The 23,088-nt window shown below is 66.5% G+C and carries 22 protein-coding genes; 9 read left to right on the forward strand and 13 right to left on the reverse strand.

Annotated elements, in window-relative coordinates:
- Positions 1–38: 38 nt before the first annotated feature.
- The 6 genes from HWX87_RS17615 to HWX87_RS17640 form a co-directional block, all read right to left on the reverse strand.
- On the reverse strand, positions 39–740 hold the full coding sequence (locus tag HWX87_RS17615) for an ABC transporter ATP-binding protein (protein ID WP_176048305.1): 702 nt from the start codon (positions 738–740) through the stop codon (positions 39–41).
- Positions 740–1,513, reverse strand: coding sequence for a high-affinity branched-chain amino acid ABC transporter ATP-binding protein LivG (gene livG, locus HWX87_RS17620; protein ID WP_176048306.1), 774 nt, complete (start codon positions 1,511–1,513; stop codon positions 740–742). Before livG ends, HWX87_RS17615 begins: the two co-directional genes overlap by 1 nt.
- Entirely contained in the window at positions 1,510–2,781 is a 1,272-nt protein-coding gene (locus tag HWX87_RS17625) for a high-affinity branched-chain amino acid ABC transporter permease LivM (protein ID WP_176048307.1), read from the reverse strand. Before HWX87_RS17625 ends, livG begins: the two co-directional genes overlap by 4 nt.
- Positions 2,782–2,792: 11 nt before the next feature.
- On the reverse strand, positions 2,793–3,719 hold the full coding sequence (livH, locus tag HWX87_RS17630; protein WP_041493199.1) for a high-affinity branched-chain amino acid ABC transporter permease LivH: 927 nt from the start codon (positions 3,717–3,719) through the stop codon (positions 2,793–2,795).
- Between the two features lie 183 nt (positions 3,720–3,902).
- The gene (locus HWX87_RS17635; RefSeq protein ID WP_059584440.1) at positions 3,903–5,021 is read right to left on the reverse strand and encodes a branched-chain amino acid ABC transporter substrate-binding protein; all 1,119 of its coding nucleotides are present in this window, start codon (positions 5,019–5,021) and stop codon (positions 3,903–3,905) included.
- 492 nt (positions 5,022–5,513) lie between these two features.
- Positions 5,514–5,834, reverse strand: a complete 321-nt coding sequence (locus HWX87_RS17640) for a hypothetical protein (protein WP_176048308.1) — start codon at positions 5,832–5,834, stop codon at positions 5,514–5,516.
- Here HWX87_RS17640 and HWX87_RS17645 point away from each other — a divergent pair.
- The gene (locus HWX87_RS17645; protein ID WP_176048309.1) at positions 5,806–6,456 is read left to right on the forward strand and encodes a hypothetical protein; all 651 of its coding nucleotides are present in this window, start codon (positions 5,806–5,808) and stop codon (positions 6,454–6,456) included. The two genes, HWX87_RS17640 and HWX87_RS17645, sit on opposite strands and share 29 nt — an antisense overlap.
- A 106-nt stretch (positions 6,457–6,562) precedes the next feature.
- On the opposite strand, the gene HWX87_RS17650 is transcribed toward HWX87_RS17645, so the two are convergent.
- The 6 genes from HWX87_RS17650 to HWX87_RS17675 all read right to left on the reverse strand — a co-directional run bounded on the left by HWX87_RS17650 (position 6,563) and on the right by HWX87_RS17675 (position 12,976).
- Entirely contained in the window at positions 6,563–7,048 is a 486-nt protein-coding gene (locus tag HWX87_RS17650; protein WP_176048310.1) for a hypothetical protein, read from the reverse strand.
- 341 nt (positions 7,049–7,389) lie between these two features.
- A complete protein-coding gene (locus HWX87_RS17655) occupies positions 7,390–7,902 on the reverse strand; it encodes an OmpA family protein (protein ID WP_176048311.1) in 513 nt (170 codons plus the stop codon).
- An 87-nt stretch (positions 7,903–7,989) separates the two neighbouring features.
- Positions 7,990–9,258, reverse strand: a complete 1,269-nt coding sequence (locus HWX87_RS17660) for a diguanylate cyclase (RefSeq protein WP_176048312.1) — start codon at positions 9,256–9,258, stop codon at positions 7,990–7,992.
- The gene (locus HWX87_RS17665) at positions 9,255–9,953 is read right to left on the reverse strand and encodes a YfiR family protein (RefSeq protein WP_176048313.1); all 699 of its coding nucleotides are present in this window, start codon (positions 9,951–9,953) and stop codon (positions 9,255–9,257) included. The genes HWX87_RS17660 and HWX87_RS17665 overlap by 4 nt, the downstream gene beginning before the upstream one ends.
- A gap of 280 nt (positions 9,954–10,233) precedes the next feature.
- Entirely contained in the window at positions 10,234–12,480 is a 2,247-nt protein-coding gene (locus HWX87_RS17670) for a molybdopterin cofactor-binding domain-containing protein (protein ID WP_176048314.1), read from the reverse strand.
- A 1-nt stretch (position 12,481) separates the two neighbouring features.
- Complete coding sequence (locus HWX87_RS17675) at positions 12,482–12,976, reverse strand: (2Fe-2S)-binding protein (RefSeq protein ID WP_176048315.1); 495 nt, start codon at positions 12,974–12,976, stop codon at positions 12,482–12,484.
- Positions 12,977–13,103: 127 nt separating this feature from the next.
- Between HWX87_RS17675 and HWX87_RS17680 the strand changes: the two genes are divergently transcribed.
- Entirely contained in the window at positions 13,104–13,997 is an 894-nt protein-coding gene (locus HWX87_RS17680; RefSeq protein WP_176048316.1) for a LysR substrate-binding domain-containing protein, read from the forward strand.
- A 9-nt stretch (positions 13,998–14,006) separates the two neighbouring features.
- Here the strand turns inward: HWX87_RS17680 and HWX87_RS17685 are convergent, their stop codons facing one another.
- Positions 14,007–14,897, reverse strand: coding sequence for a LysR substrate-binding domain-containing protein (locus HWX87_RS17685; protein WP_176048317.1), 891 nt, complete (start codon positions 14,895–14,897; stop codon positions 14,007–14,009).
- 242 nt (positions 14,898–15,139) lie between these two features.
- Between HWX87_RS17685 and HWX87_RS17690 the strand changes: the two genes are divergently transcribed.
- From HWX87_RS17690 to HWX87_RS17720, 7 genes are all read left to right on the forward strand, one after another.
- Positions 15,140–16,042, forward strand: coding sequence for an amidohydrolase family protein (locus HWX87_RS17690; RefSeq protein WP_176048318.1), 903 nt, complete (start codon positions 15,140–15,142; stop codon positions 16,040–16,042).
- Positions 16,043–16,076: 34 nt separating this feature from the next.
- Positions 16,077–16,982 carry an amidohydrolase family protein gene (locus tag HWX87_RS17695; protein WP_176048319.1) on the forward strand — a complete coding sequence of 302 codons (906 nt, stop codon included), beginning with the start codon at positions 16,077–16,079 and terminating at the stop codon, positions 16,980–16,982.
- 81 nt (positions 16,983–17,063) lie between these two features.
- Entirely contained in the window at positions 17,064–18,458 is a 1,395-nt protein-coding gene (locus tag HWX87_RS17700) for a UbiD family decarboxylase (protein WP_176048320.1), read from the forward strand.
- Entirely contained in the window at positions 18,455–19,057 is a 603-nt protein-coding gene (locus HWX87_RS17705) for a UbiX family flavin prenyltransferase (RefSeq protein ID WP_176048321.1), read from the forward strand. Before HWX87_RS17700 ends, HWX87_RS17705 begins: the two co-directional genes overlap by 4 nt.
- The gene (locus HWX87_RS17710; RefSeq protein ID WP_176048322.1) at positions 19,054–20,178 is read left to right on the forward strand and encodes a GTP-binding protein; all 1,125 of its coding nucleotides are present in this window, start codon (positions 19,054–19,056) and stop codon (positions 20,176–20,178) included. Before HWX87_RS17705 ends, HWX87_RS17710 begins: the two co-directional genes overlap by 4 nt.
- Before the next feature lie 61 nt (positions 20,179–20,239).
- Positions 20,240–21,613: a nucleobase:cation symporter-2 family protein gene (locus HWX87_RS17715; protein WP_176048323.1), complete on the forward strand. Its 1,374-nt coding sequence runs from the start codon at positions 20,240–20,242 to the stop codon at positions 21,611–21,613.
- An 87-nt stretch (positions 21,614–21,700) separates the two neighbouring features.
- The gene (locus HWX87_RS17720) at positions 21,701–23,083 is read left to right on the forward strand and encodes an amidohydrolase family protein (protein ID WP_176048324.1); all 1,383 of its coding nucleotides are present in this window, start codon (positions 21,701–21,703) and stop codon (positions 23,081–23,083) included.
- Positions 23,084–23,088 lie beyond the last annotated feature (5 nt).

Here is a 23,088-nt window from a genome sequence, read left to right on the forward strand (position 1 = left end):
AGCGCCGCCGGCCCGTTGCAGGCCGGCGGCTGTCGGCATCAACCGCCGAGATACGCCTGCTTGATCCGGTCGTTCGCGAGCAGGTTCGCGCCGGTATCGGCGAGCACCACTCGCCCCGTTTCGAGCACGTAGCCGCGATCGGCCACGCCGAGCGCCTTGTTCGCGTTCTGCTCGACGAGGAACACCGTGACGCCTTCGTCGCGGATCGTGCGGATGATGTCGAAGATCTGCGCGATCACGAGCGGCGCGAGGCCGAGCGTCGGTTCGTCGAGCAGCAGCAAACGCGGCTTGCTCATCAGCGCGCGGCCGATCGCGAGCATCTGCTGCTCGCCGCCCGACATCGTGCCGGCCCGCTGCGCCGCGCGTTCCTTCAGGCGCGGAAACAGCTTGAACACGTGCTCGATGCCGTCGTCGATCTCGTGACGGCTCGCGAAGAAGCCGCCCATCTTCAGGTTTTCGAGCACCGTCAGGCTCGGGAACACGCGCCGCCCTTCCGGCGAGATCGCCATCCCCTGTCGCATAATCTGGTGCGTCGACATCGCGGTGATGTCCTTGCCCTCGAACGTCACGCGGCCCGACGATGCACGCGGCGTGCCGCATACGGTCATCATCAGCGTCGTCTTGCCGGCGCCGTTGCTGCCGATCAGCGTGACGATCTCGCCCTTGTTCACCTCGATCGACACGCCCGCGAGCGCCTCGACCGCGCCGTAGTGCGTATGGACCTGTTCCAGCTTCAGCATCACTCTTCCCCCAGATACGCCTTGATCACGCGCGGGTCGTTGCGGACCGCTTCCGGCGTGCCGATCACGATCGGCCGGCCGTGCTCCATCACGAGGATGCGGTCGGACACGCCCATCACGAGGCTCATGTCGTGTTCGATCAGCAGCACCGATACGCCGAACTCGCGGCGCAGCTTGTCGATCAGGTGCTGCAGTTCGATCTTTTCCTGCGGGTTGAGGCCGGCCGCCGGCTCGTCGAGCATCAGGAGGCGCGGCTCGGTGATCATGCAGCGCGCGATCTCCAGACGCCGCTGGTGCCCGTACGACAGCGTGCCGGCCTGACGGTTGGCGACCGACGTCAGCCCCATCCGGTCGAGCCACACGGCCGCGCGTTCGAGCGCCTCCTTCTCCGCGTGACGATACGCGGGCGTCGCGAACAGGCCGTGCAGCAGCCCGGCCTTCACCTTGCGATGCTGCGCGACGAGCAGGTTCTCGACCACCGTCAGCGACTTGAACAGGCGGATGTTCTGGAACGTCCGCACGAGGCCCTTCAATGCGATCTTGTGGCTCGGCAGCCCGGCGATCTGGTGACCGTCGAGCTCGACCGCGCCGCCGGTCGGCTTGTAGAAGCCGCCGACACAGTTGAACACCGTGGTCTTGCCCGCGCCGTTCGGCCCGATGATCGCGAACACTTCATCGCGGCGCACGTCGAAATCGATGCCGTCCACCGCGAGCAACCCGCCGAAGCGCATCTGCAGCCCGGCGACCTTCAACAGTTCAGCATTCGCGCTCATTGGGGCAGCTCCACGTGGGGACGGCTCGCGGGCAGCAGGCCCTGCGGACGCCACATCATCATCAACACCATCACGAGACCGAAGATCAGCATCCGGTACTCGGCGAAGCCGCGCGCGACTTCCGGCAGCACGGTCAGCAGGATCGCCGCGAGAATCACGCCGAGCTGCGAGCCCATCCCGCCGAGCACGACGATCGCGAGGATCAGCGCCGACTCGATGAAGGTGAACGATTCAGGATTCACGAGGCCCTGACGCGCCGCGAAGAACGCGCCGCCGATACCGGCGAACGCCGCGCCGAGCGTGAACGCCGACAGCTTGATGCGCGTCGGGTTCAGGCCGAGCGAACGGCATGCGATCTCGTCGTCGCGCAGCGCTTCCCACGCGCGGCCCATCGGCATGCGGATCAGGCGGCTCGTCACGAACAGCGTGAAGCCGACCAGCACCAGCGCGATCAGGTACAGGAAGATCACCATGTGCTCGCCGCTGTATTCCAGCCCGATCAGTTCATGGAAGGTCTTCGCGCCTTCGACGCTCGCCGAGCGCGCCATCTCGAAGCCGAACACCGTCGGCTTCGGAATGCTCGAGATGCCGTCCGGGCCGCCGGTGAGGCTCGTCAGGTTGTTCGCGAGCAGGCGGATGATTTCGCCGAAGCCGAGCGTGACGATCGCGAGATAGTCGCCGCGCAGGCGCAGCACCGGGAAGCCGAGCAGGAAGCCGAACGTCGCCGCGGCGATCGCCGCGATCGGCAGGCATTCCCAGAACGACAGTCCGAAATACTGGTTCAGCATCGCGTACGTATAGCCGCCGACCGCGTAGAACCCGACATAGCCGAGATCGAGCAGGCCCGCGAAACCGACCACGATGTTCAGCCCGAGGCCGAGGATCACGTAGATCAGCGCGAGCGTCGCGACGTCCACCGCGCCGCGCGAGCCGAAGAACGGCCACACGAACCCGACCGCGAGCATCACCCAGATGATCACGCGCTGCTGCTGCGCGCCCATCGCGGGCACCGCCGGCAGCTTCACAGCCGCTTTCGCGCGCACGAGCCAGGGCTTGAACAACTGGAACAGGAACACGGCCGCGACCGCGATCCACACCGGCCGCCAGTGCGGCGTCAGCACGACCTGATAACCGTCGAGCTTCAACTGCAGGCCGAGCACCGGAATCGTGAGGATCGCCGTCAGGAACGCGGCGGCCACGGCATTTTTCAGCGCCTGGCCGATCGAAGCGTCGGCGGCCGGGCGGCGAACGGAAATGACTTGACTCATCTGCGTCTCCCTCAGACCTTTTCGATGTCCGACTTGCCGAGCAGGCCGGTCGGGCGGAAGAGCAGGATCAGCACGAGCAGGCCGAACGCGACGACGTCCTTGTACTCGGCCGGCATGTAGCCTGCGGCGAAGGTTTCGGCGAGGCCGAGCAGCACGCCGCCGAGCATCGCGCCCGGGATGCTGCCGATCCCGCCGAGCACCGCGGCAGTGAACGCCTTGATGCCCGCGACGAAGCCGATGTACGGGTTCAGCTTGCCGATCGTCAGCCCGATCAGCACGCCGCCGACGGCCGCCAGCATCGCGCCGAGCACGAACGTGAACGAGATCACGCGGTTCGTGTCGATGCCGAGCAGGTTCGCCATCTTCATGTCCTCGGCGCAGGCGCGGCACGCGCGGCCCATCCGCGAATGCGAGATGAACAGCGTGAGCGCGATCATCAGCACGAGCGTCACGCAGACGATCATCAGGCGCGAATACGGGATGGTCACGTCGAAGTCGCCGCCGAGATGGATGTCGAACGCGCCGGAGATCAGCACGGGCACGGACACGTCGCGCGCGCCCTGGCCGATCTGCACGTAGTTCTGCAGGAAGATCGACATGCCGATCGCGGAGATCAGCGGCACGAGGCGCGGGCCGCCGCGCAGCGGGCGATACGCGACGCGCTCGACCGCGAAGCCGTACAGGCCGGTGACGATCACCGACACGATCAGCGCGGCGCCGAGCACGAGCGGCAGCGGATAGCCGGCGGAGATGCCGATTGCAGTCAGGGTCACGAGGCCCACGTACGCGCCGATCATGTAGATCTCGCCGTGGGCGAAGTTGATCATGCCGATGATGCCGTAGACCATCGAATAGCCGATGGCGATCAGCGCATAGATCGCACCCAGCGTCAGGCCGTTGACCAGCTGCTGGGCGAATTGCGGAAAGAAGTCAGTCATGTGCGGGAAGCTCCCGTTGGCGCTGGGTCGCGTGCCGTCGCCGGATCACGGCGTTCGGCCGCGCGCAACGCACGGTGTCGTCTCGGGCCGCCCCTTGGTCGCGCAATGGGCCGATGCGCGACCAATACGCGCCCGCCCCGTCCGGGTCTCGGACAGGGCGGGCGCGCGGGCGGGTACTCCGTATTACTTGGCGGCGGTCTTCGTCGCGTCCTTGTGCCACGTGTAGACGACGAACTTGAACGCCTTCAGGTCGCCCTGTGCGTCATACGCGACCTTGCCGATCGGCGTGTCGAACGTCGTCTTGTGCATGTACGCGGCGACCTTCGTCGGGTCGGTCGTCTTCGCGCCCGCGATCGCGTCGGCGATGATCTTCACCGCTGCGTACGACGGCATCTGGAACGGGCCGTTCGGGTCGCGCTTCTTGTCCGCGAACGCCTTCACGAGCGCCGCGTTGGCCGGATCGGCCGAGAAGTCGGCCGGCAGCGTGACGAGCATGCCTTCCGAAGCCGGGCCGGCGATCGCCGTCACGTCCTTGTTGCCCACGCCTTCAGGCCCCATGAACGTGGCCTTCACGCCCTGCTCGCGCGCCTGGCGCATCAGCAGGCCCATTTCCGGGTGGTAGCCGCCGAAGTAGACGAAATCGACACCTTGCGACTTCAGCTTCGTGATGATCGCCGAGTAGTCCGAATCGCCGGCGTTGATGCCTTCGAACAGCACGACCGGGATCTTCGCGGCTTCGAGGTCCTTCTTCACCGACGACGCGATGCCCTGGCCGTACGACTGCTTGTCGTGCAGGACGGCGACCTTCTTCGGCTTCACGTTGTTGATGATGTAGTGCGCGGCGGCCGGGCCTTGCTGGTCGTCGCGGCCGATCGTGCGGAAGATGAAGTGGCGCTTCTTGCCTTCGGTCAGCTGCGGCGCGGTGGCCGACGGCGTGACCATCACGATGCCTTCGTTCTCGTAGATGTCGGAAGCCGGGATCGTCGAACCCGAGCACACGTGACCGATCACGTACTTGATCTTCTGGCTGACGATCTTGTTGGCGACGGCGACGGCCTGCTTCGGTTCGCACGCGTCGTCCATCATCACGACTTCAAACTTGTTGCCGCCCGCACCGCCAGCTGCGTTGATCTGTTCGATCGCGGTCAGCGCGCCGGCCTTCACCATGTCGCCATATTGGGCGACCGAGCCGCTCATCGGACCAGCGATGGCGATCTTCACGGTTTCCGCTTGCGCGGCGGCGGCGCCGGCGGCGAACAGCACGGCGGCGACGGAAATGGACGTAAGACGGGACAGCGTCATCTGGGAGCTCCTCGATGTTGTTTAGTCATACGGGCAAAGGCGGCATGACTTGCGCAATCGAACAGCACCCGGGGCGAGGACATGGGACACGCCCGAGACACATAGAAGACGGAACTCCAGCGGAATGTTGCGTAGCGGGGCCCGGCTCTTGCAGTCCCCGAAGGGGACGTCTGGTTCGGAAAGACATCGTGATGCGTCTTGCATTGCGCAAGCGTTTCGCCTGCCCCGCTTGCCAAATCGCGTGTTCGGAGGGATGGTCCGACAGCCATTGGCAAGGCAGTCGAAATTATATGGGCGTTTTTAAATCGTCTGTCAAAAATGCCGGTCGACCAAGGGAAAACACGTAGGTTTATGTGACGCCCGGGTGGCGATCGCGGCGCAACCCCGGGAGCGCGAGAACGTTTGCTTCGAGTGCAATTGGGTTGCGATTCGGTGCGGCGATCGGACGAAGTTCCTTGCTGCGTCTGGGGTTCGGCGATTGAAAATTCCGAGTCACGCGCTTTCGGGCCGCCAAGGGTCCGATCGTTGAAAATCAATCGACTGATGATTATGCGGGCAGGCACCAACACGGGGCGCTCCGGCGAGGCGGTAAATCCTTCTGTTTACCAACAGACCTAAACATTCTGAAAGCTGATTGATATTTTCATGAAATAATGCGAACTCGCTTCTGCAATCCAGCCAGCCTTCCTGCAAGTCGCGCCCGCCGCGCCTCGCAGTCGCTTCAGGCCCGCTTCGACGCCCCTCCGTCGCCCAGCCGCCAGCCAGTGATCTGCCGTTTTGTTCAATGCACATCACCTGCTTCGGATCGCCCATGAATCACCCCATCCGCTTCTCTTCCGCCGCCGCGCTTGCGTGCGCGCTTTCTGTTTCTACGGTCCATGCTTCAGGTCGCGATACGCTGATCGATCGGTCGGCCGGCGCCAATGTGTTCCGCTCGGAGCGGCGGGCTGCTGCTCGGGATGACGGGCATGCGGCGCGAATGAGTCGCCGCCGCGTGCAGTACGCCGCGCCCGTCGAGCGGAGTCCGTTCGATACGCAGGACGAGCGGCCGCTGCGTGCGACAAGCGATGCGCTTGTGGCATCGCCGCCTTCGTTCAAACACGAACCCGATTTTGCATTGCCGTCGAATCGCGTCGCGCTTGGCGCGGGCGGAAGCGATAGTCTGGGTCGCGCTGTCCCCGGGTATGAGCAGCGCGAGCAGAACTGGAATGAATACCTGCGCGCGAATGGCTCGCGGCCGGCTGGTAGCGGTGGCTCGTATGCGCCACAGCGGCCGTATGATGCGCCGCGTGGTCCGCATGCGGCGCCGAATCCGTTCGATCCTTCGGTGCCTCAGCCGGAGACGCGAACGTTCTATGACAACGGCTCGGGGACGAAGTGCACGGCGACCGGCGGCGCGGGGACATCGCGGTCGTCTTGCAATATCGGCTGGTGACGTGAGGCGTTGGGTGGCCGCGGTTGCGGCTGCCCTGCTCGCGATACGCCCTCAGGCCGAGTCGATTGACGAAGGCGCTACGAGGTTCTCGCAGGACGGCACAAATCTACTCGATGTCATCCGGTTCGCCATGACGAATCACGACCGGCTGCGAAGGCGTTCCCGTCGCCGTCATCGGCTCCCGCCGCCCGACGCGCTCGTCTTCTGCAATCCGGTCCAGTACATCACTGACAAAGCCGAAATAGCGACAAACGTCATTCCGGTCGCCATCGAAATCGATGGTTGGACAGGCGCCTAGCTCAGGGCCGCCGCTCCAGGTGAGATGAATGATCGAGTAACGCCCCGACTCGTCAGCGTGAGCGCACAGAACGTCGTCGTTACCGAGGGCATGCGCCATCACCATCAGCCTGCGTCCATGAAACGGGTGGTCAGGGTGAAGCTCCACGTCAAGTTCTGCCTGGATTCGCGCATGGTCGAGATCACACGCCGAGTGGGGGTGCGCAACTTCGCACCAATCCTCGGGCAACGTAAAGCCGTTCTGCTGCTCCATCGAACCAACCCCTGTCAACAACGCTGAATAACTCTGTTCCACGAGCCGCTTTCCACCTTCTCCGGCTCCATGAATGCCCAAGTCGAACGACACCGAGTGCAGCGACAGTACATTGCAGGCCCTGCTGACCCGGCCCGTTCGGAATCAAAAGGAGGGAAGTAATTTCCGCGAGGACTCGGCCGGTAACGGCAGCATCCCGGCATTGCGAGTATTGCTGAGATTCCCGACGCGATACGAACTGTCTGCGATCAAGCCTGGAACGGTAACCGAAGATAGCGCCAGATCCGGTTCCGGTGTTTTTGCTCGGCGCGCAACGCGCACTCCGCGATACGACGCCGGTCGACTGAGCGTCATCACGGTGTACCCGGCATGACGCACTGCCCTCACCTCGGCGAAACCACGATCGCCGCCCGCCGATTCTGCGCCCGCCCCGCCGGCGTCTTGTTATCCCCTACCGGATCGAGTTTCCCTCTCCCGACAATCGCGACCTGCTTCGCATCCATTCCGACATCGACAAGCTCGATCGCCACCACCTCCGCCCGCCGCCTCGACAACTCGAGATCGTATTTGTCCTTCCCGTCATCATCCGAGTACCCATAAACCCGCACGCCGTTGATCCCCGCCGACCTCAACGTCCGCCCGATCCGTTCGACGATCCGCCGCACATCCGGCTTGAGGTTGTACCGGTCGAAATCGAACAGAATCGGCCCGGTCGACCCGAACTCGAACCCCTGTCCAGTCTCCTGGAATCCGGCCGACTTCAGCGCCGTGACCTGCGTCTGCGTCAGCCCGCGATGAAGCGGCGGCGGCGTCTTGCAGCCCCCCAGCAGCATGCACAGCAGCAATGCGCTACCCACGCACAGCCGCCCCATGCTCACAGGAAACGAGTGGTTCATTTCGCATCCCCTTCGAGTGCGCCCTTGTTGGGCGCACTTCTTGTAAATCGCTGCTGCAGCCTCGCCCGCAGCACGAAACGTTAAACCTCAAGCCGACCGGGCCACGCTCTCCGCCAATTGCCACGAGCCCGGCCGCGCGCGCTTCGCGCGGTACATCGCGGCATCCGCCGCGCGCAGCAAGCCGCTCGCGTCCGATGCGTGATCGGGATACAGCGCAACGCCGGCACTCATCATGGTGGCCACCACGCGGCCGTCGGACAGCTCGATCGACGGCGCCATGCCGGACAAAATCTCGTCGGCGATCCGGCACACGCTGCCCGCCTCAGGCACCGCCGCCAGCATCACCGCAAATTCGTCGCCGCCGAGGCGCGCGACGAGATCGGCCTCGCGCACCTGCGTGCGCAGCCGCGACGCGATGCCGATCAGCACCGCGTCGCCGGCGTCGTGGCCGAGACAATCGTTGATCTCCTTGAAACGGTCGCAGTCGAGATACAGGACGCCGACCCGCTGCCCCGTCAAGGTGGCGTCGCACAGCGCAAGCGCCAGGCGCGACTCGAACTGCACACGGTTGGGCAACCCCGTGAGCGCATCGTGCGTCGCCTTGTGTTCGAGCGACGCGTTCTCGTCGCGCAACGTGTTCTGCCAGTCTTCGAATTCGTCGAGCAACGCATTGAAGTCGTCGCCGAGCTGGTTCAGTTCGGCGATCGCCACCGGCTCGACGCGCCGCGCGAACGCACGCTCGCGCCGCACCGCATGCGCCACGCCCGCCAGCGCGCGCAGCGGCGAAACGATGTTGCGCAACAGACGCTTGGAGCTCACATACGCGCCGAGCACGCTGACGGCCAGGCAGCCGAGAATGCCGCCGACGCCGCCCAGCAGGAAGCCGAAGAACTGATGTCCGCGCCCCCGCACGACGACGTGTCCGACGACGATGCCGTCGTGCATCACCGGGACGGTCACGGGCCCGGGCAGCGCCACGTCGGCGACGGCGCGTTCGAGCCGCGCGATCCCGTTTCCGGCGGGCAGCTGCCACGTCGCGAACAGTTGCCCCTTGCTGTCCGTGACGACCACCTGAGCAACATCCTCGTCGCCGGCGATCAACCCGATCGCCTCGTTCGCCGCGACGCGATCGCCGAACACGAGCGCCGCCTCGACCGTATAACCGAGCGAGCGCGCCAGCAGGTTCAGGTTGTTGCCCGCATACGCACGCAACGCGATCACGGCGACGACGATCAGCGACACGGCCGCCATCGCCACCGCGACGAACGCAAGGCGCAGGTGCGCGCGACGCAACACGCTTTGCAGCGTCGGGCGCGGCATGCGCGAGGCGGAAACGGGGAGCGCGGACCGTGTCATGGCGTCACCGGCCGTCGGGCGAGGTTGAGCACGTTCGGGTGCACGCGCACGCCGCTGCGCGCGACGGCATCGAGATTGATGTCGAACGACACGCGATCGCCGTCGACATTCAGGCAGAACATGCCGCCGGCCGTGCAGGACGGATCGTGTTCCGAAATCGTCAGCACCGGATGACCGGCCACCACGGCTCTCACTCGCGCGCGTTCATCGTTGCTCAGCGTGCCGAGGTAGACGGCGTCGCACGCCATGCCGAGCGCGGGATCGTCAGGGCTCACGCGCTGCACGTCGACCAGCGTCGAGCCGGCCTCCAGCGTGTCGGTCAGGCCGCGCGCATAGTCGGGCCGGCCCGTGACGCACAGATGCAGGCGAACGGGCGTGGTCGGCCAGCGCGTGAAGCTGATGATGCCGAGCACGACCTGGCGCACGGTCGTGTCGTGTGACGAAACGGAAGGATTCGCCGGGCTCGCAGCGGCGGCGATCTGCACGGTGCCGACCGGATCGTCGGGATTGGCGGGCGCACCGGCGAGCACGGCGGGAGCCGCACCCAGAGCGCAAACGATTGCGAACAACACGTGGCGCAGCGAAGCGGTTCGGCCAAGACGGCCGCACACCGTGCGCGCGGCGATGGCCGCCGCGGCCGCTGGCGTCGCTGCAGTCGCGAGACTGACAGTCGACGCGCACACTTTCGCATCCATGATGGCAACATCCGCTGGCGTCGCTCTGGCGCTGCCTCCCGCCTCCCTCCATGCGCGTGCAGGCACCGAATTACGCGCACGATTTCTTCATCTTAGGTAAAAATTCGGATGACCAAGCAGTGGGAAACACCCGATAAAACGTCGGAAGGCATGCGGAATCGGTGTTGATTCACGACGATGCGGGCGCGCGTGCCGGCCGGCGTCGATGCGGTGTCGACGCCGGCAAATTGATCAGCGGATTGGATGCCCGTGCGCGGCAAACTTCATACGTTCCCGCGCGCTACGCGATCGCCGACAAATCGAACGGCGTCTCCCGCAACCGCTTCCCCGTCAGCCTGAACACCGCATTCGCAATCGCGGGCGTCACCGCCGGGCTCGACAGTTCGCCGACGCCGCCCGGCTTCGCCGGATCGCCCTGCACGATATGAATGTCGGTGGCGGGCATGTCGCTCATCCGCATCACGCGATACGTATCGAAGTTCGACTGCTGCACGCGGCCATGCTTGAAATCGACGCGATCGGACGTTGCATGGCCGAGCCCCCACATCAGCCCGCCGTACAGTTGCTCGTCGACACCGGCCGGCGAGACCGCGATCCCGCAATCGGCCACGCACGTGAGCTTCTCCACCGTCACCGCGCCGTCCTTGCGCACGACCCGCGCGACCACCGCGACATAGCTGTCGTACGCCTGGTTCGTCGCCACGCCGAGCGCGACGCCATCCGGCAGCGGCTGTCCCCAGCCCGCACGCTGCGCGGCTTCGCGCAGCACGGCCGCGTGGCGCGGGCGGTCGCGCATGTGCGCGAGCCGGAACTCGACCGGATCGCGCTTCGCTGCGTGTGCGGCTTCGTCCATCATCGATTCAACGGCGAACACGTTCGGGATGTAGCTCACCGCGCGAAACCAGCCGGTCGGCACACCTGTCTCCATCCGGATCCAGCCGATGTCGCGATGCGGCGCCGAATACGCGAACTCCCACTGGGTCATCGCTTCGGTCGTGCTGAAATCCATCCGGTCGGTGCGCTCCAGATAGCCGGGCTCCCACTGCTGCGGCGACGCGGGCATCACGCCGCGCAGCCACAGCGACGCCAGATTGCCCTGCGCATCGAGCACCGCACGCGCGCGGTGGTAGCTCGCCGCGTGATAGAACAGCGCACGCATCTCGTCCTCGCGGCTGTTCATCAGCTTCACGGGCTTGCCTGTCTTCACCGCGAGCCACGTCGCCTCGAACAGCCAGTACTTCGATTCGCGCGCACCGAAGCTGCCGCCCGACACGAGTTCGTGCAGCGTCACGCGATGCGCGGGAATGCCGCCGATCACGTCGGCCGCCTCCATCGCGGTGGACGGCACCTGCAGCCCGCCCCAGTACTCGATGCCGCCGTTGCGCGCCCACACGGTGAGGTTGATCGGCTCCAGCGGATTCGCGGCCTTGTGCGGCATCGAATACGCCGCCTCGATCGTGCGTGCGCCGTCCGCTTTCGCCTTCGCGGGATCGCCGTCGGCAATGGTCGGCACGACGCGCGCGGCCGGATCGTCGACCCACGCAGCCTGACGTGCGGCAAGCGTACTGCTGTCGAATGTCGCGAACAGGCTGTCCTCCCATTCGATCGTCAGCGCGGCCTGCCCGCGATGCGCGGACCAGTAGTCGTCCGCGAGCACCGCGACGCCGGCCTGGTTGCCGCCGAGCACGTCGGGGCGCGGCGGAATCTGCAACACCTCGCGCACGCCGGGAATCGCGAGTGCGGCCTTCGCATCGACGCTGCGCACACGACCGTCGATCATCGGGGCGCGCGTGACGACCGCGACCAGCATCCCCGGCAGCGACACGTCGATACTGTACGGAAACGACCCGTCGGCCTTCTGCGCGGCGCCGCGCTTCTTGCGCAGCTTGCCGATGTAGCGGAACTGCGCGGGATCCTTCAGCACGACATCCTTCGGCGCCGGCAACTGCGCAGCGGCCTGCGCGAGCGAGCCGTATGTCGCGCGGCGCCCGCTCGCCGCGTGCAGCACGGCGCAGTCTGCCGTCGTACACGCCGATACGGGCACGCTCCATTGCCGCGCCGCCGCTTCGACGAGCATCGCACGCGCAGTCGCGCCCGCCCGCCGCAGCCGGTCGTACTCCATCGCGACGCTCGTGCTGCCGCCGGTCGAGAACACTTTCCACAGCGGGTGAATGTAGTCGGCGAAGAACGGATCTTCCGGCGTGATCACGTCGACGCGGAACGGATCGACGTCAAGCTCCTCGGCCACGACCGCCGCTAGCGCGGTGCGCGTACCGGTGCCCGAATCGTGCTTGTGCACGACGAGCTTGATCGTGTCGTCGGGCAGCACGCGCACCCATGCGTTCGGTTCGAATTCACCTGCGGACGGGTGCGGATCGCCGCTCACGTTCTTGCCCGCGGCCATCGCATCGGGCATCCGGAAGCCGATCGCGATACCGGCGGCGATCAATGCGGAACCTTGTTTGAGAAAACGCCGGCGCGGCGTGTCGTCGGCGAGCGGCGTATCCGGTGCATGATCGTTACGCATGTCACGCCTCCTTCGCCGGTTCGACGGCGGCCTTCAACGCCGGATCGCCTGACGCCGCGCGCTTGATCGCACGATGAATGCGCGCATAGGTGCCGCAGCGACAGATGTTGCCCGACATCGCCGACACGATCGCTTCGTCGTCCACCGGTTGCCCGCCCTTCAGCAGCGCGGCGGCCTGCATCAGTTGCCCCGGCTGGCAATAGCCGCATTGCGGCACGTCCTCGGCCACCCACGCGAGCTGCAGCGGATGTCGCCCGTCCGGCGACAGTCCTTCGATCGTCGTCACGTGCCGCCCGTTCGCGGCGACGGCCGGGATCAGGCACGCGCGCACGGCCTGCCCCTCGAGATGCACGGTGCATGCGCCGCACAGGCCCTTGCCGCAGCCGAACTTGGTGCCGGTCAGCTTGAGCCGGTCGCGCAGCACCCACAGCAACGGCATATCCTCCGGTACATTCTCGAGCGAATGGCGTGTATCGTTCACGACGATGTCGATCATGTGCGGTCTCCTGATTCGCATTCATGGGGCGGCCGCGTCCATTGCGCGGTTTCGGAGCATTATCGAAACGCGATGCACGGGTGCGCCAGCGATCATTTCGTCGAATCCCTGTCAGTCGGACTAACAGATGCTCAAGCGATACCCTTCGATCCAGTCGATGCAGGCGTTTCTGCAGGCCGCCCGGGTCGGCAGCTTTTCCAGCGCCGCGCGCCAGCTGGCGCTCACGCACAGCGCGATCAGCCAGCAGATCCGCTCGCTCGAGGAATTCATCGGCCAGCCGCTGTTTGCCCGCGCCGGCGGCCGCGTGATCCTCACCGATGCGGGCACGCTGTTCGCGAACCAGTTGTCGGACGGGCTCGAACAGATCGATCGCGCGCTGTCGTCGGTGAAGGGCCGCACGACCGGACCGTCGATCCGGCTCGACGTCGATCCGGAACTGATGCAGGGCTGGCTGCCCGCGCGGCTGCCCGACCTGATGCGCACGCTCGACGGCGCGACGCTGACGGTACTGTCCGCGCCGCGCCTCGACCGCGATGCATTCGATCGTGTCGACGTTGCGCTGCGTTATGGCTACGGGGAATGGGAAGGCGTGGACAGCGCGCTGGTCTGCCCCGACCGGCTGACCGCCATGGCCGCGCCCGCCTTGCTCGAACGCTACGGGCTCGCCGCACCGCTCACGCCGGAACAGGTGCTGGCGCTGCCGCTGCTCGGCTATACGAAGCGCTCGTGGATTCCGTGGCTCGAAGCGGCCGGGCTCGAACCGGTCGAACCCGAGACGATCGCGGTGTTCGACAACGCGGCGGGACTCGTCGCGACGCTCGCGTCAGGGCTCGGCGCGGGGCTGGTGCGTGGGCTGCTCGCCGCCGACGCGCGCCGCGACGGCCGGCTCGTCGAACTCTGCACGATCGCAATTCCGACGCACTACAACCTCCATGCGATCTGGCCGCGCGAGCGGCATGCACGCGTGAAGCCGCTGATCGACGCGATCGGCACGCTGGTCGCGCAATCGCTCGCGCCCTGACCCGCACGGCTACACCGTGAATTCCGCCGCGACCTCGCGCACGGTTTCAAGAAACGCGCCGAGCACGGCCGACGTATCGTCCGCGCGGTAACGCGCCTGCAGCGACACTTCCAGCGCCGGCGGCAACAGCGGCACGAACGCGACACCGCCCGTCGAGATCTGCCGTGACGACGCCGGCAGCAGCGCGACGCCCAGCCCTTCACGCACCAGCGACAGCAGCGTGTGCACTTCGACGACCTCGTGCGCGATCTGCGGCGTGAAACGCGCATCGACGCAACTCTGCTGCAGGAAGCGCGCCAGTTGCGAATGCCGCAAGCCGAATGACACGAACTGCTCGCCGGCCAGCTCGCCGAGCGCGATCGCCTCGCGCGATGCAAGCGGATGGCCGGGCGGCAGCACGGCCACGGCCGTTTCGCGCACAACGATCTCGCTGCGGATCGACGCATCGTCCTGGAACAGCCGGAAGAAGCACACGTCGAGCCGCTTCTCCTTCAGCGCGTCGATCTGCGCGGCCGGCGTCATTTCGTGCAGCGACCAGTGCACGTGCGGATGGCGTTCGGCGAACACGCGCAACGCGTGCGGGATCGGCGCGACCATCGCCGAGCTGATGATGCCGACCGCCAGCCGCCCCACTTCGCCGCGCCCCGCGCAACGCGTGAGATCGATCGCGCGATCGAACTGCGCGACGATCAGCGGCACCTGCTCCTTCAGTGTTTTCCCTGCCTCGGTCAACTCGACGCGATGCTGCGAGCGCACGAACAACGCGGTGCCGAGCTGCTCCTCGAGCAGCCGGATCTGCTGGCTCAGCGGCGGCTGCGAGATATGGAGCCGCGCGGCTGCGCGCCCGAAATGCAGTTCGTCGGCCAGTACCGCGAAGTAACGCAACACACGCATGTCCATATCGCAAACGTATCAAGAACGTCAGTAAAAAATATTGTACAGAGCGCATTCGGCTTGTGACACTCGGTCCCAAGCAGCAGTGCACGTCGCAGTGTGTCACTCGATGCCGGCGAGGGGAAGGCGCGAAAAAAATGCGCCTTGCAAAGGGCCGCATGAATCCGACCGACCGGGTCGCTTCATCGACGTGCCTGCCCGCGATCCGGCAACCGGCTTTTCCGGTTCCTCTCAAGGAGATCGAGTAGATGATCATCGACACCAGCTGTTACCCGACGAATCTCGTCGACCTCGCGTGGCGTCACGACGGCCCGCCGTTCACCGGCGAGCGCCTGATCGAGACGATGAACGGCCCGTTCCTCATCAACGGCAAGCCGCGCCGCGTCGACAAGGCGTTCATCCAGCCGCCGCAAGGCAACACCATCTATACCTATACCGACGGCGAAAAGTCGGGCACCGAATCGATCGACGCCTACATGGCATACACGGTCGAGATGGTGCGCAGGCACCCCGACCGCTTCATCGGCTGCTTCGTCTACAACCCGCGCTGCGGCGTGGAGAACGGCGTCAATGCGATCGATCACTACGTGCGCAAGCTCGGCTTCAAGATGGTGCAGCTCCAGGCCAACATGCACGCGTACCGCCCCGATCGCGCGCTCGACTGGCTGCGCCCCGCGCTGAAGAAATGCGCGGAACTCGGCGTGCTCGTGAAGCTGCACACCGGCGACGGCCCGTACAGCATCCCGACCGAGTGGGTGCCGATGATCAAGGAATTCCCGACCGTCAATTTCATCATGGCGCACTTCGGTGTGCAGACGGGCGGCGTCTACTGCTTCGAGCCGTTCCAGCTCGCGATGGATCTGCCGAACGTGTACTGCGAATCGGGCTGGTGCCTGCAGTCGCGCATCGTCGAGTTCGCGAAGGTGCTGCCGAAGCACAAGATCCTGTTCGGCTCCGACACGCCGCCGAACGAACCGGGCATGTGGCTGCGCCTGCTCGAAGTGCTCTGCTTCGATCCGCCGCAAGGGATGAATCTCGACGAGGACACGCTCGAGGATTACCTCGGCAACAACACGGCCCGGATGATCGGTCTCGAACCGACGCCCGCGCCGCGCACCGTCGACGAAGCGAAAGCGTTGCTCGCCGCGTGACGCGCGCCCCTCTCTCCCGATTCCGGAGCATTGCATGATCATCGATACGCACCTGCACCCGACCAACCTCGTCGACGAGGCGTGGCGCCACACCGGCGAACCGTTTACCGGCGAACGCCTGCTGAAGATGATGGACGGCCCGTACATCATCAACGGCAAGCCGCGCCGCATCGACATGGGCTTCATCCAGCCGCCGCCCGGCAACACCGGCTATCGCGACGGCAACCGCCGCGGCCGCGACGGCATCCGCGACTACATGGCGTACATCGCCGAACTCACGCAGAAGTACCCGGACCGCTTCATCGGCAACTTCACGTACAACCCGCGCTGGGGCCCGGAAAACGGCGCGGCGGAGCTCGAATTCCACATCAGGGAGTACGGCTTCAAGATGGTGAAGCTGCACGCGAACATGCACGGCTACCGGCCCGATCGCGCGCTCGACTGGCTGCGCCCGGCGATGAAGGTCTGCGCGAAGTACAACATCGTCGTGCTGATTCACACCGGCGACGGGCCGTACACGATCCCGACGCAGTTCTACCCGATCATCCGCGAGTTTCCGATGGTGAACTTCATCATCGGCCACTTCGGCATCCAGACGGGCGGCAACTACTCGTTCGAAGCATTCTGGATGGCGATGGACACGCCGAACGTGTACTGCGAATCGGGCTGGTGCTACCAGTCGCGGATCGTCGAGTTCGCGCGCGAGCTGCCGCGCAACAAGATCGTGTTCGGCACCGATTCGCCGCCGAACGAGCCCGGAATGTGGCTGCGCGAGCTGGAGATGCTGTGCGGGCCCGCGCCGCAGGGGATGGATCTCGACGAGGATGGCCTCGAGGATTACATGGGCAACAACATCGCCCGCCTCGTCGGCATCGAGCCGACCAAGCCGCCGAAAGATCTCGACGAAGCGCACCGGCGACTGACGGCGACCTACGCGTAACGCGCCGCTTGCCGGATCGCGTGCCGCTGCGGTCATGCGCGCGATCCGGCCTTTCCTCTTCCGCATCCGACGGAGTGCATCATGGCGTCCAGCTTTTTCGCCGAGCAGCAGGATTTCCACCACTTCGCGAACGCGTATCGCGAACGCTTTCCGGACGACGTGCTGACGATCGCGCAGCCGCTGTCCGCCGACCAGGACGTCACGGCCGTCGTCGCGTCGCTCGCCGCGCGCGGCCGGCACGACATGCTCGTCTGCGAACGCGTCGACGGGCTGTCGACGCCGCTCGTCACCAACGTATTTGCTTCCCGCACGCGCATCGGCCGGCTGTTCGGCGTCGACGCGAACGGGCTGTTCGACGCGTGGCAGCAGCGCGCGAACGCACCGGTCGCGCCGGTCGTCGTCCCGCACGGCCCCGTGCTCGATCAGGTGACCGAAGGCGACGCGGTGGATCTCGCGCAACTGCCGATGATCCGCCACTTCGAGACCGATCGCGGGCCGTATGTGACCAACGCGGTGATCGTCGCCGAAGATCCGGTGACGGGCGTCGCGAACCTCAGTTACCACCGCTCGATGCCGCATGCTCGCAATGCGCTGGCGACGAGCCTGCATTCGCGCGGCCATCTGTGGCGAATGCTGCAGACCGCGAAGGCACGCGGCGACACGCTGAAAGTCGCGATGGTGATCGGCGCGCATCCGCTGTTCATGCTCGCGGCCGCCGCGCGCGTGCCGTTCGGTGCGGACGAGCGTGCGATCGCCGGCGGGTTGTTCGGCGCGCCGCTGCAGCTCGTGCGCACACCGCGTCACGGCATCGGCGTGCCCGCCGCCGCCGAGTTCGTGCTCGAAGGCACGATCGATCCCGACGCCCGTGCCGACGAAGGCCCGTTCGGCGAATTCACCGGCTACTCGTCGGACCGCTCGACCAACAACGTGCTGCGCATCGACGCGATGATGCGGCGCGACGACGCGTGGCTCGTCGACGTGGTCGGCGGCCCGTACGCGGAACACCTGACGCTCGCCCGGCTGCCGCGCGAAGCCGAGATGAGCGAGAAGCTGAAGGCGCGCTTTCCTTCGGTCACCGCCATTCACTACCCGAACTCCGGCACGCACTTCCACTGCTACGTCGCGCTGAAACAGTCGCGCGACGGCGAGGCGCGCCAGATCATGCTCGCGCTGCTCGGCTGGGATCCGTACCTGAAGAACGTCGTCGCGGTCGACGCCGACGTCGACATCACCGACGACGCGCAGGTGCTGTGGGCGATCGCGACGCACTTCCAGCCGCACCGCGACCTGTTCGTCGTCGACGGCCTGCCCGGCAGCCCGCTCGATCCGTCGTCGTCGGCCGACGGCACGACGTCGCGGATGGGCATCGATGCGACGCGCGGCTCGCGCTTCGACGGCGTGCGCGCGCGGGTCGGCGACGCCGCGATGCAGCGTGCCGCGCACGTCATCGCGCAACCCGGCGGAGCATCGCGATGAGCACGCGGCGGCTCGTGGTCGGCATCAGCGGCGCATCCGGCTTCGTGTACGGGATGCGGCTGCTCGCGCTGCTGCGCGAGCTCGACATCGAGACGCACGTGGTCGTGTCGCGCGCCGCCGCGCTGACGATGGCGCACGAGACCGATTTCAAGCTATCGGACATCGCCGCACGCGCAAGCGTGCTGTACCGGAGCGACGACATCGCCGCGTCGATTTCGAGCGGCTCGTTCCGCACGCTCGGGATGATCGTCGCGCCGTGCTCGATGAAGACGCTTGCCGAGATCGCCAGCGGCCTGTCGTCCGGCCTGATCTCGCGCGCGGCCGACGTCGTGCTGAAGGAGCGCCGCCGGCTCGTGCTGCTCGCCCGCGAGACGCCGTACACGCTCACGCACCTGCGCAACATGGCCACCGTCACGGAGATGGGCGCGATCGTCGCGCCACCCGTGCCGGCGTTCTATGCGCGCCCCGCCTCGCTCGACCAGATGATCGACCACACGCTCGGCCGCGTGCTCGACCTGTTCGACCTCGATTCACGCACCGTCCATCGCTGGAAAGAAAGCGAATCTCAGCCCAACCGACTCAACGGAGACGCATCATGACCCACATCCACACCACCCACAGCGACGTCGAGAAGATTCCGGTCACCGTGCTCACGGGCTTTCTCGGCGCGGGCAAGACCACGCTGCTGAACTACATCCTGCGCGAGAAGCACGGCCGCAAGATCGCGGTGATCGAGAACGAGTTCGGCGAGATCGGCATCGACGGCGGGCTCGTGCTCGAATCGACCGAGGAAATCTACGAGATGACGAACGGCTGCGTGTGCTGCGTCGGCGCGGTGCGCGAGGATCTCGTGCGGATCGTGCGGATGCTCGTCGCGCGCCCCGACCGGCTCGATCACATCATCGTCGAGACGAGCGGGCTTGCCGATCCCTATCCGGTCGCGCAGACCTTCTTCCTCGACGATCCGATCGCGAAGGAAGTCGCGCTCGACGCGGTCGTCACGATGGTCGATGCGAAACATATTCGCGCGCACCTCGACGATCTCGTGCTCGACGGCCGCGACAACCAGGCCGTCGACCAGATCGTCTGCGCGGACCGGATCGTCATAAACAAGGTCGATCTCGTCGACACACCGGACGTCGATGCGCTGACCACACGGCTGCGCACGCTGAACACGACGGCCGAGATCGTCACGTCGAGCTATGCGCAGGTCGATCTCGACCGCATCCTCGGGATCGGCGCGAACGAATTCGCGCAGATCCTCGTCGAGAGCGACGGGCTGCACGCCGATGAACCGCATGCGGACGAGCACGCGCACGGCCACGACGAACACGAAGACCACGGCGACCATGCGCACGACGGTCACGCCGCGCACGCGCACGACGAGGACCACGACCATCACGAGCACGACGAAAGCGTGTCGTCGGTCGGCATCGAAGTCGACTCGGACGTCGATCTCGACGCGCTCGAAGCATGGCTCGGCGAGCTGCGCCGTGCCGACACCGCGAACCTGTTCCGGATGAAGGGCATTCTCGCCGTGCAGGGCCGCGCGCAGCGCTACGTGTTGCAGGGCGTGCATGGCGTGATCGAACTGCGCGCCGCGCAGGCGTGGGGGTGCGAGCCGCGCTCGTCGCGCATCGTTTTCATCGGCCGCGATCTCGATCGCGCCGCGCTGACCGACCGTTTCCATGCCTGTCTCGCCACGCCGGTCGCGGCCTGACGGGCACACCAGGCGGGCGCGCCACGCGCCCGCCCGATAACGAACCTCAGGAGACACGCCCATGAACTCTGCTTCACATCCCGTCGATCGGGTCCTGCCGCGCCGCCAGATGCTGACGCTCGGCCTGCAGCACATGCTCGTCGCCTATATCGGCGCGATCGCGGTGCCGCTGATCGTCGCATCGGCGTTGAAGATGTCGCCCGCCGACACGACCGTGCTGATCAGCACCGCGCTGTTCTGTTCCGGCATCTCGACGATCCTGCAGACGGTCGGCATCTGGAAGCTCGGCGTGCGCCTGCCGATCCTGCAGGGCGTCGCGTTCAGCAGCGTCGGCCCGGTGATCGCGATCGGGCTGACGCCGGGCGTGGGGTTCGCCGGCGTGTGCGGCGCGGTGATCGGCGCGGGCATCATCACGACCTTCGCCGCGCCCTTGATCGGCCGGCTGCGCCGCCTGTTCCCGCCGGTCGTGACGGGCTGCATCGTCACCGTGATCGGGCTGCAGCTGTTTCCGGTCGCATACCAGTGGGCCGGCGGCGGCGACGCGGCGAAGCTGCAGTTCGGCGAGCTGTCGTTCCTCGCGGTCGCGCTCGTTGTCGCGGTCGTGATCCTCGCGGTCAACCGTTTCGCGAACGCGTTCCTGCGCAACCTGTCGGTGCTGATCGGGCTCGTCGCCGGCAGCCTGCTCGCGATCGCGCTCGGAATGGGCAACTTCACGAACGTGGCGGCCGCGCCGTGGTTCACCGTGCCCTACCCGTTCCACTTCGGCACGCCGGTGTTCGCGATCGTGCCGGTGCTGACGATGGTCGTCGTGATGATCGTGCAGATGGTCGAATCGATGGGCCTGTTCGTCGCGATCGGCGACATCGTCGAGAAGCAGGTCAGCGAGGAAGATGTCGTGCGCGGGCTCCGTGCGAACGGTGTCGCGAGCGCGATCGCCGGCACGTTCGCCGCGTTCCCGTTCATCGCGTTCATGGAGAACGTCGGGCTCGTGATCCTGACCGGCGTGCGCAGCCGCTGGATCGTCGCGGTCAGCGGCGCGCTGATGTGCATCGTCGCACTCGTGCCGAAGATCGGCGCGATCGTCGCGTCGACGCCGTCGGCCGCGCTCGGCGGCGCGGGCATTGCGATGTTCGGCGTGGTCGTCGCGGCCGGTGTGCAAACGCTCGCGAAAGTCGATTTCGAGAACAACCGCTACAACGTGCTGATCGTCGGCTTCACGATCGCCACCGCGCTGATTCCGGTGATGGCGCCGAAGGTGTTCGCGCACATGCCCGACTGGACGCAGCCGTTCCTGCATAGCGGCGTCGTGCTCGCGTGCCTCGTGTCGGTCCTGCTCAATGCGCTGCTCAATGGCGTGCCGGCGGCGGAACCCGTCGAATCGCACGTCCATGCCGACGCCGCGCACCGCAGCGGGATGGCGCGCGAGTGCGACTGACCGGCTTCCTGCCGCGCGCGGCATCGAGCCTGCGCGCGGCGCCTGACGAACAACGACCCGACAATCCGAATCCGAGGAGACCCGACCATGAGCGTTCCTTCTTCTTCGCTGCTGATCCGCAACCCGATCGCGGTCATGAGCGGCCGCGCCGGCGATGCCGCGCGGCTCGGCCAGGCCGACCTGCGCATCCGCGACGGCCGGATCGAGACGATCGCGCCCGGTCTCGCGCCGCTGCCCGGCGAACGCGTGATCGATGCGAGCAACTGCGTCGTCTATCCGGGGTGGGTCAACACGCACCATCACCTGTTCCAGAACCTGCTGAAAGGCGTGCCGGCCGGCATCAACGCCGACCTGCAGGAATGGCTCGCCGCCGTGCCGTATCCGCGCGTCGCGCGCTTCACGCCGGAACTCGCGCGCATCGCGGCACGGCTCGGCTTCGCGGAACTGCTGCTGTCCGGCGTGACGACCTGCGCGGACCATCACTACCTGTATCACGCAGGCGGCACGACCGAAACCGGCGACCTGCTGTTCGACGAAGCGGCCAGCTTCGGGATGCGCTTCGTGCTGTGCCGCGGCGGCGCACTGCAGGCGGCCGGCGATCATCCGGGCTTCGCCGGCACCGCGCTGCAGCCTGAAACGCTCGACCAGATGCTCGCGGATATCGAGCGGCTGAAGGCGCGCCATCACGATGCGGGCCCGGCATCGATGCGCCGCGTGGTCGTCGCGCCGACGACGCCGACCTTCTCGCTGCCGCCCGGCCTGCTGCCCGAAGTTGCGCGTGCGGCGCGCGGCATGGGCCTGCGGCTGCATTCGCATTTGTCGGAAACGACACGTTATGTCGATTTCTGCCGCGAGCGATTCGGCAAGCTGCCCGTCGAATTCGTCGCCGAGCACGAATGGCTCGGCAACGACGTGTGGTTCGCGCACCTGGTTCACCTCGAAGCGAGCGAGATCGCGATGCTCGCGGAAACGGGCACCGGCTGCTCGCACTGCCCCGTCAGCAACGCACGGCTCGGCAGCGGCATCGCGCCCGCACCGCGCATGGCGGCGGCCGGCGTGCCGGTGTCGCTCGGCGTCGACGGCGTCGCGTCGAACGAATCGGGCAGCATGACGCACGAAGCGAATTTCGCGTGGCTCGTCCATCGCGCCGCGCAGGGCGCGTCGGCCACCACGGTCGAGGAGGTGCTGCACTGGGGCACGCAAGGCGGCGCGCGCGTGCTCGGGCTCGATGCGGTCGGCACACTCGCCGTCGGACAGGCCGCCGATCTCGTGCTGTACGACGTAAGCGGCCCGCGCTTCAACGGCTTCCACGACTACGCAATCGCACCCGTCACGGCCGGCGAACCGGCGCCGGTGAAGTACAACATCGTGAATGGCCGCGTCGTCGTGGACAACGGCGAGATTCCCGGCCTCGATCTGGCTGCGCTGCGCCGCGCCGCGGTCGATGCGGTGCGGCAGTTGCTCGACTGAACGGA

The sequence above is a fragment of the Burkholderia sp. BCC1644 genome, from assembly GCF_902833225.1.
Lineage (GTDB): Bacteria > Pseudomonadota > Gammaproteobacteria > Burkholderiales > Burkholderiaceae > Burkholderia.

What these genes read in the sequence shown, in the direction of transcription:
- HWX87_RS17685 (WP_176048317.1), bottom strand. Translation starts at nt 14,897, where the DNA reads ATGGACATGCGTGTGTTGCGTTACTTCGCGGTACTGGCCGACGAACTG.
- HWX87_RS17660 (WP_176048312.1), bottom strand. Translation starts at nt 9,258, where the DNA reads ATGACACGGTCCGCGCTCCCCGTTTCCGCCTCGCGCATGCCGCGCCCG.
- HWX87_RS17625 (WP_176048307.1), bottom strand. Translation starts at nt 2,781, where the DNA reads ATGAGTCAAGTCATTTCCGTTCGCCGCCCGGCCGCCGACGCTTCGATC.
- livH (WP_041493199.1), bottom strand. Translation starts at nt 3,719, where the DNA reads ATGACTGACTTCTTTCCGCAATTCGCCCAGCAGCTGGTCAACGGCCTG.
- HWX87_RS17680 (WP_176048316.1), top strand. Translation starts at nt 13,104, where the DNA reads ATGCTCAAGCGATACCCTTCGATCCAGTCGATGCAGGCGTTTCTGCAG.
- HWX87_RS17695 (WP_176048319.1), top strand. Translation starts at nt 16,077, where the DNA reads ATGATCATCGATACGCACCTGCACCCGACCAACCTCGTCGACGAGGCG.
- HWX87_RS17645 (WP_176048309.1), top strand. Translation starts at nt 5,806, where the DNA reads ATGCACATCACCTGCTTCGGATCGCCCATGAATCACCCCATCCGCTTC.
- HWX87_RS17670 (WP_176048314.1), bottom strand. Translation starts at nt 12,480, where the DNA reads ATGCGTAACGATCATGCACCGGATACGCCGCTCGCCGACGACACGCCG.
- HWX87_RS17675 (WP_176048315.1), bottom strand. Translation starts at nt 12,976, where the DNA reads ATGATCGACATCGTCGTGAACGATACACGCCATTCGCTCGAGAATGTA.
- HWX87_RS17705 (WP_176048321.1), top strand. Translation starts at nt 18,455, where the DNA reads ATGAGCACGCGGCGGCTCGTGGTCGGCATCAGCGGCGCATCCGGCTTC.
- HWX87_RS17615 (WP_176048305.1), bottom strand. Translation starts at nt 740, where the DNA reads ATGCTGAAGCTGGAACAGGTCCATACGCACTACGGCGCGGTCGAGGCG.
- livG (WP_176048306.1), bottom strand. Translation starts at nt 1,513, where the DNA reads ATGAGCGCGAATGCTGAACTGTTGAAGGTCGCCGGGCTGCAGATGCGC.
- HWX87_RS17710 (WP_176048322.1), top strand. Translation starts at nt 19,054, where the DNA reads ATGACCCACATCCACACCACCCACAGCGACGTCGAGAAGATTCCGGTC.
- HWX87_RS17715 (WP_176048323.1), top strand. Translation starts at nt 20,240, where the DNA reads ATGAACTCTGCTTCACATCCCGTCGATCGGGTCCTGCCGCGCCGCCAG.
- HWX87_RS17700 (WP_176048320.1), top strand. Translation starts at nt 17,064, where the DNA reads ATGGCGTCCAGCTTTTTCGCCGAGCAGCAGGATTTCCACCACTTCGCG.
- HWX87_RS17665 (WP_176048313.1), bottom strand. Translation starts at nt 9,953, where the DNA reads ATGGATGCGAAAGTGTGCGCGTCGACTGTCAGTCTCGCGACTGCAGCG.
- HWX87_RS17690 (WP_176048318.1), top strand. Translation starts at nt 15,140, where the DNA reads ATGATCATCGACACCAGCTGTTACCCGACGAATCTCGTCGACCTCGCG.
- HWX87_RS17635 (WP_059584440.1), bottom strand. Translation starts at nt 5,021, where the DNA reads ATGACGCTGTCCCGTCTTACGTCCATTTCCGTCGCCGCCGTGCTGTTC.
- HWX87_RS17655 (WP_176048311.1), bottom strand. Translation starts at nt 7,902, where the DNA reads ATGAACCACTCGTTTCCTGTGAGCATGGGGCGGCTGTGCGTGGGTAGC.
- HWX87_RS17720 (WP_176048324.1), top strand. Translation starts at nt 21,701, where the DNA reads ATGAGCGTTCCTTCTTCTTCGCTGCTGATCCGCAACCCGATCGCGGTC.
- HWX87_RS17640 (WP_176048308.1), bottom strand. Translation starts at nt 5,834, where the DNA reads ATGGGCGATCCGAAGCAGGTGATGTGCATTGAACAAAACGGCAGATCA.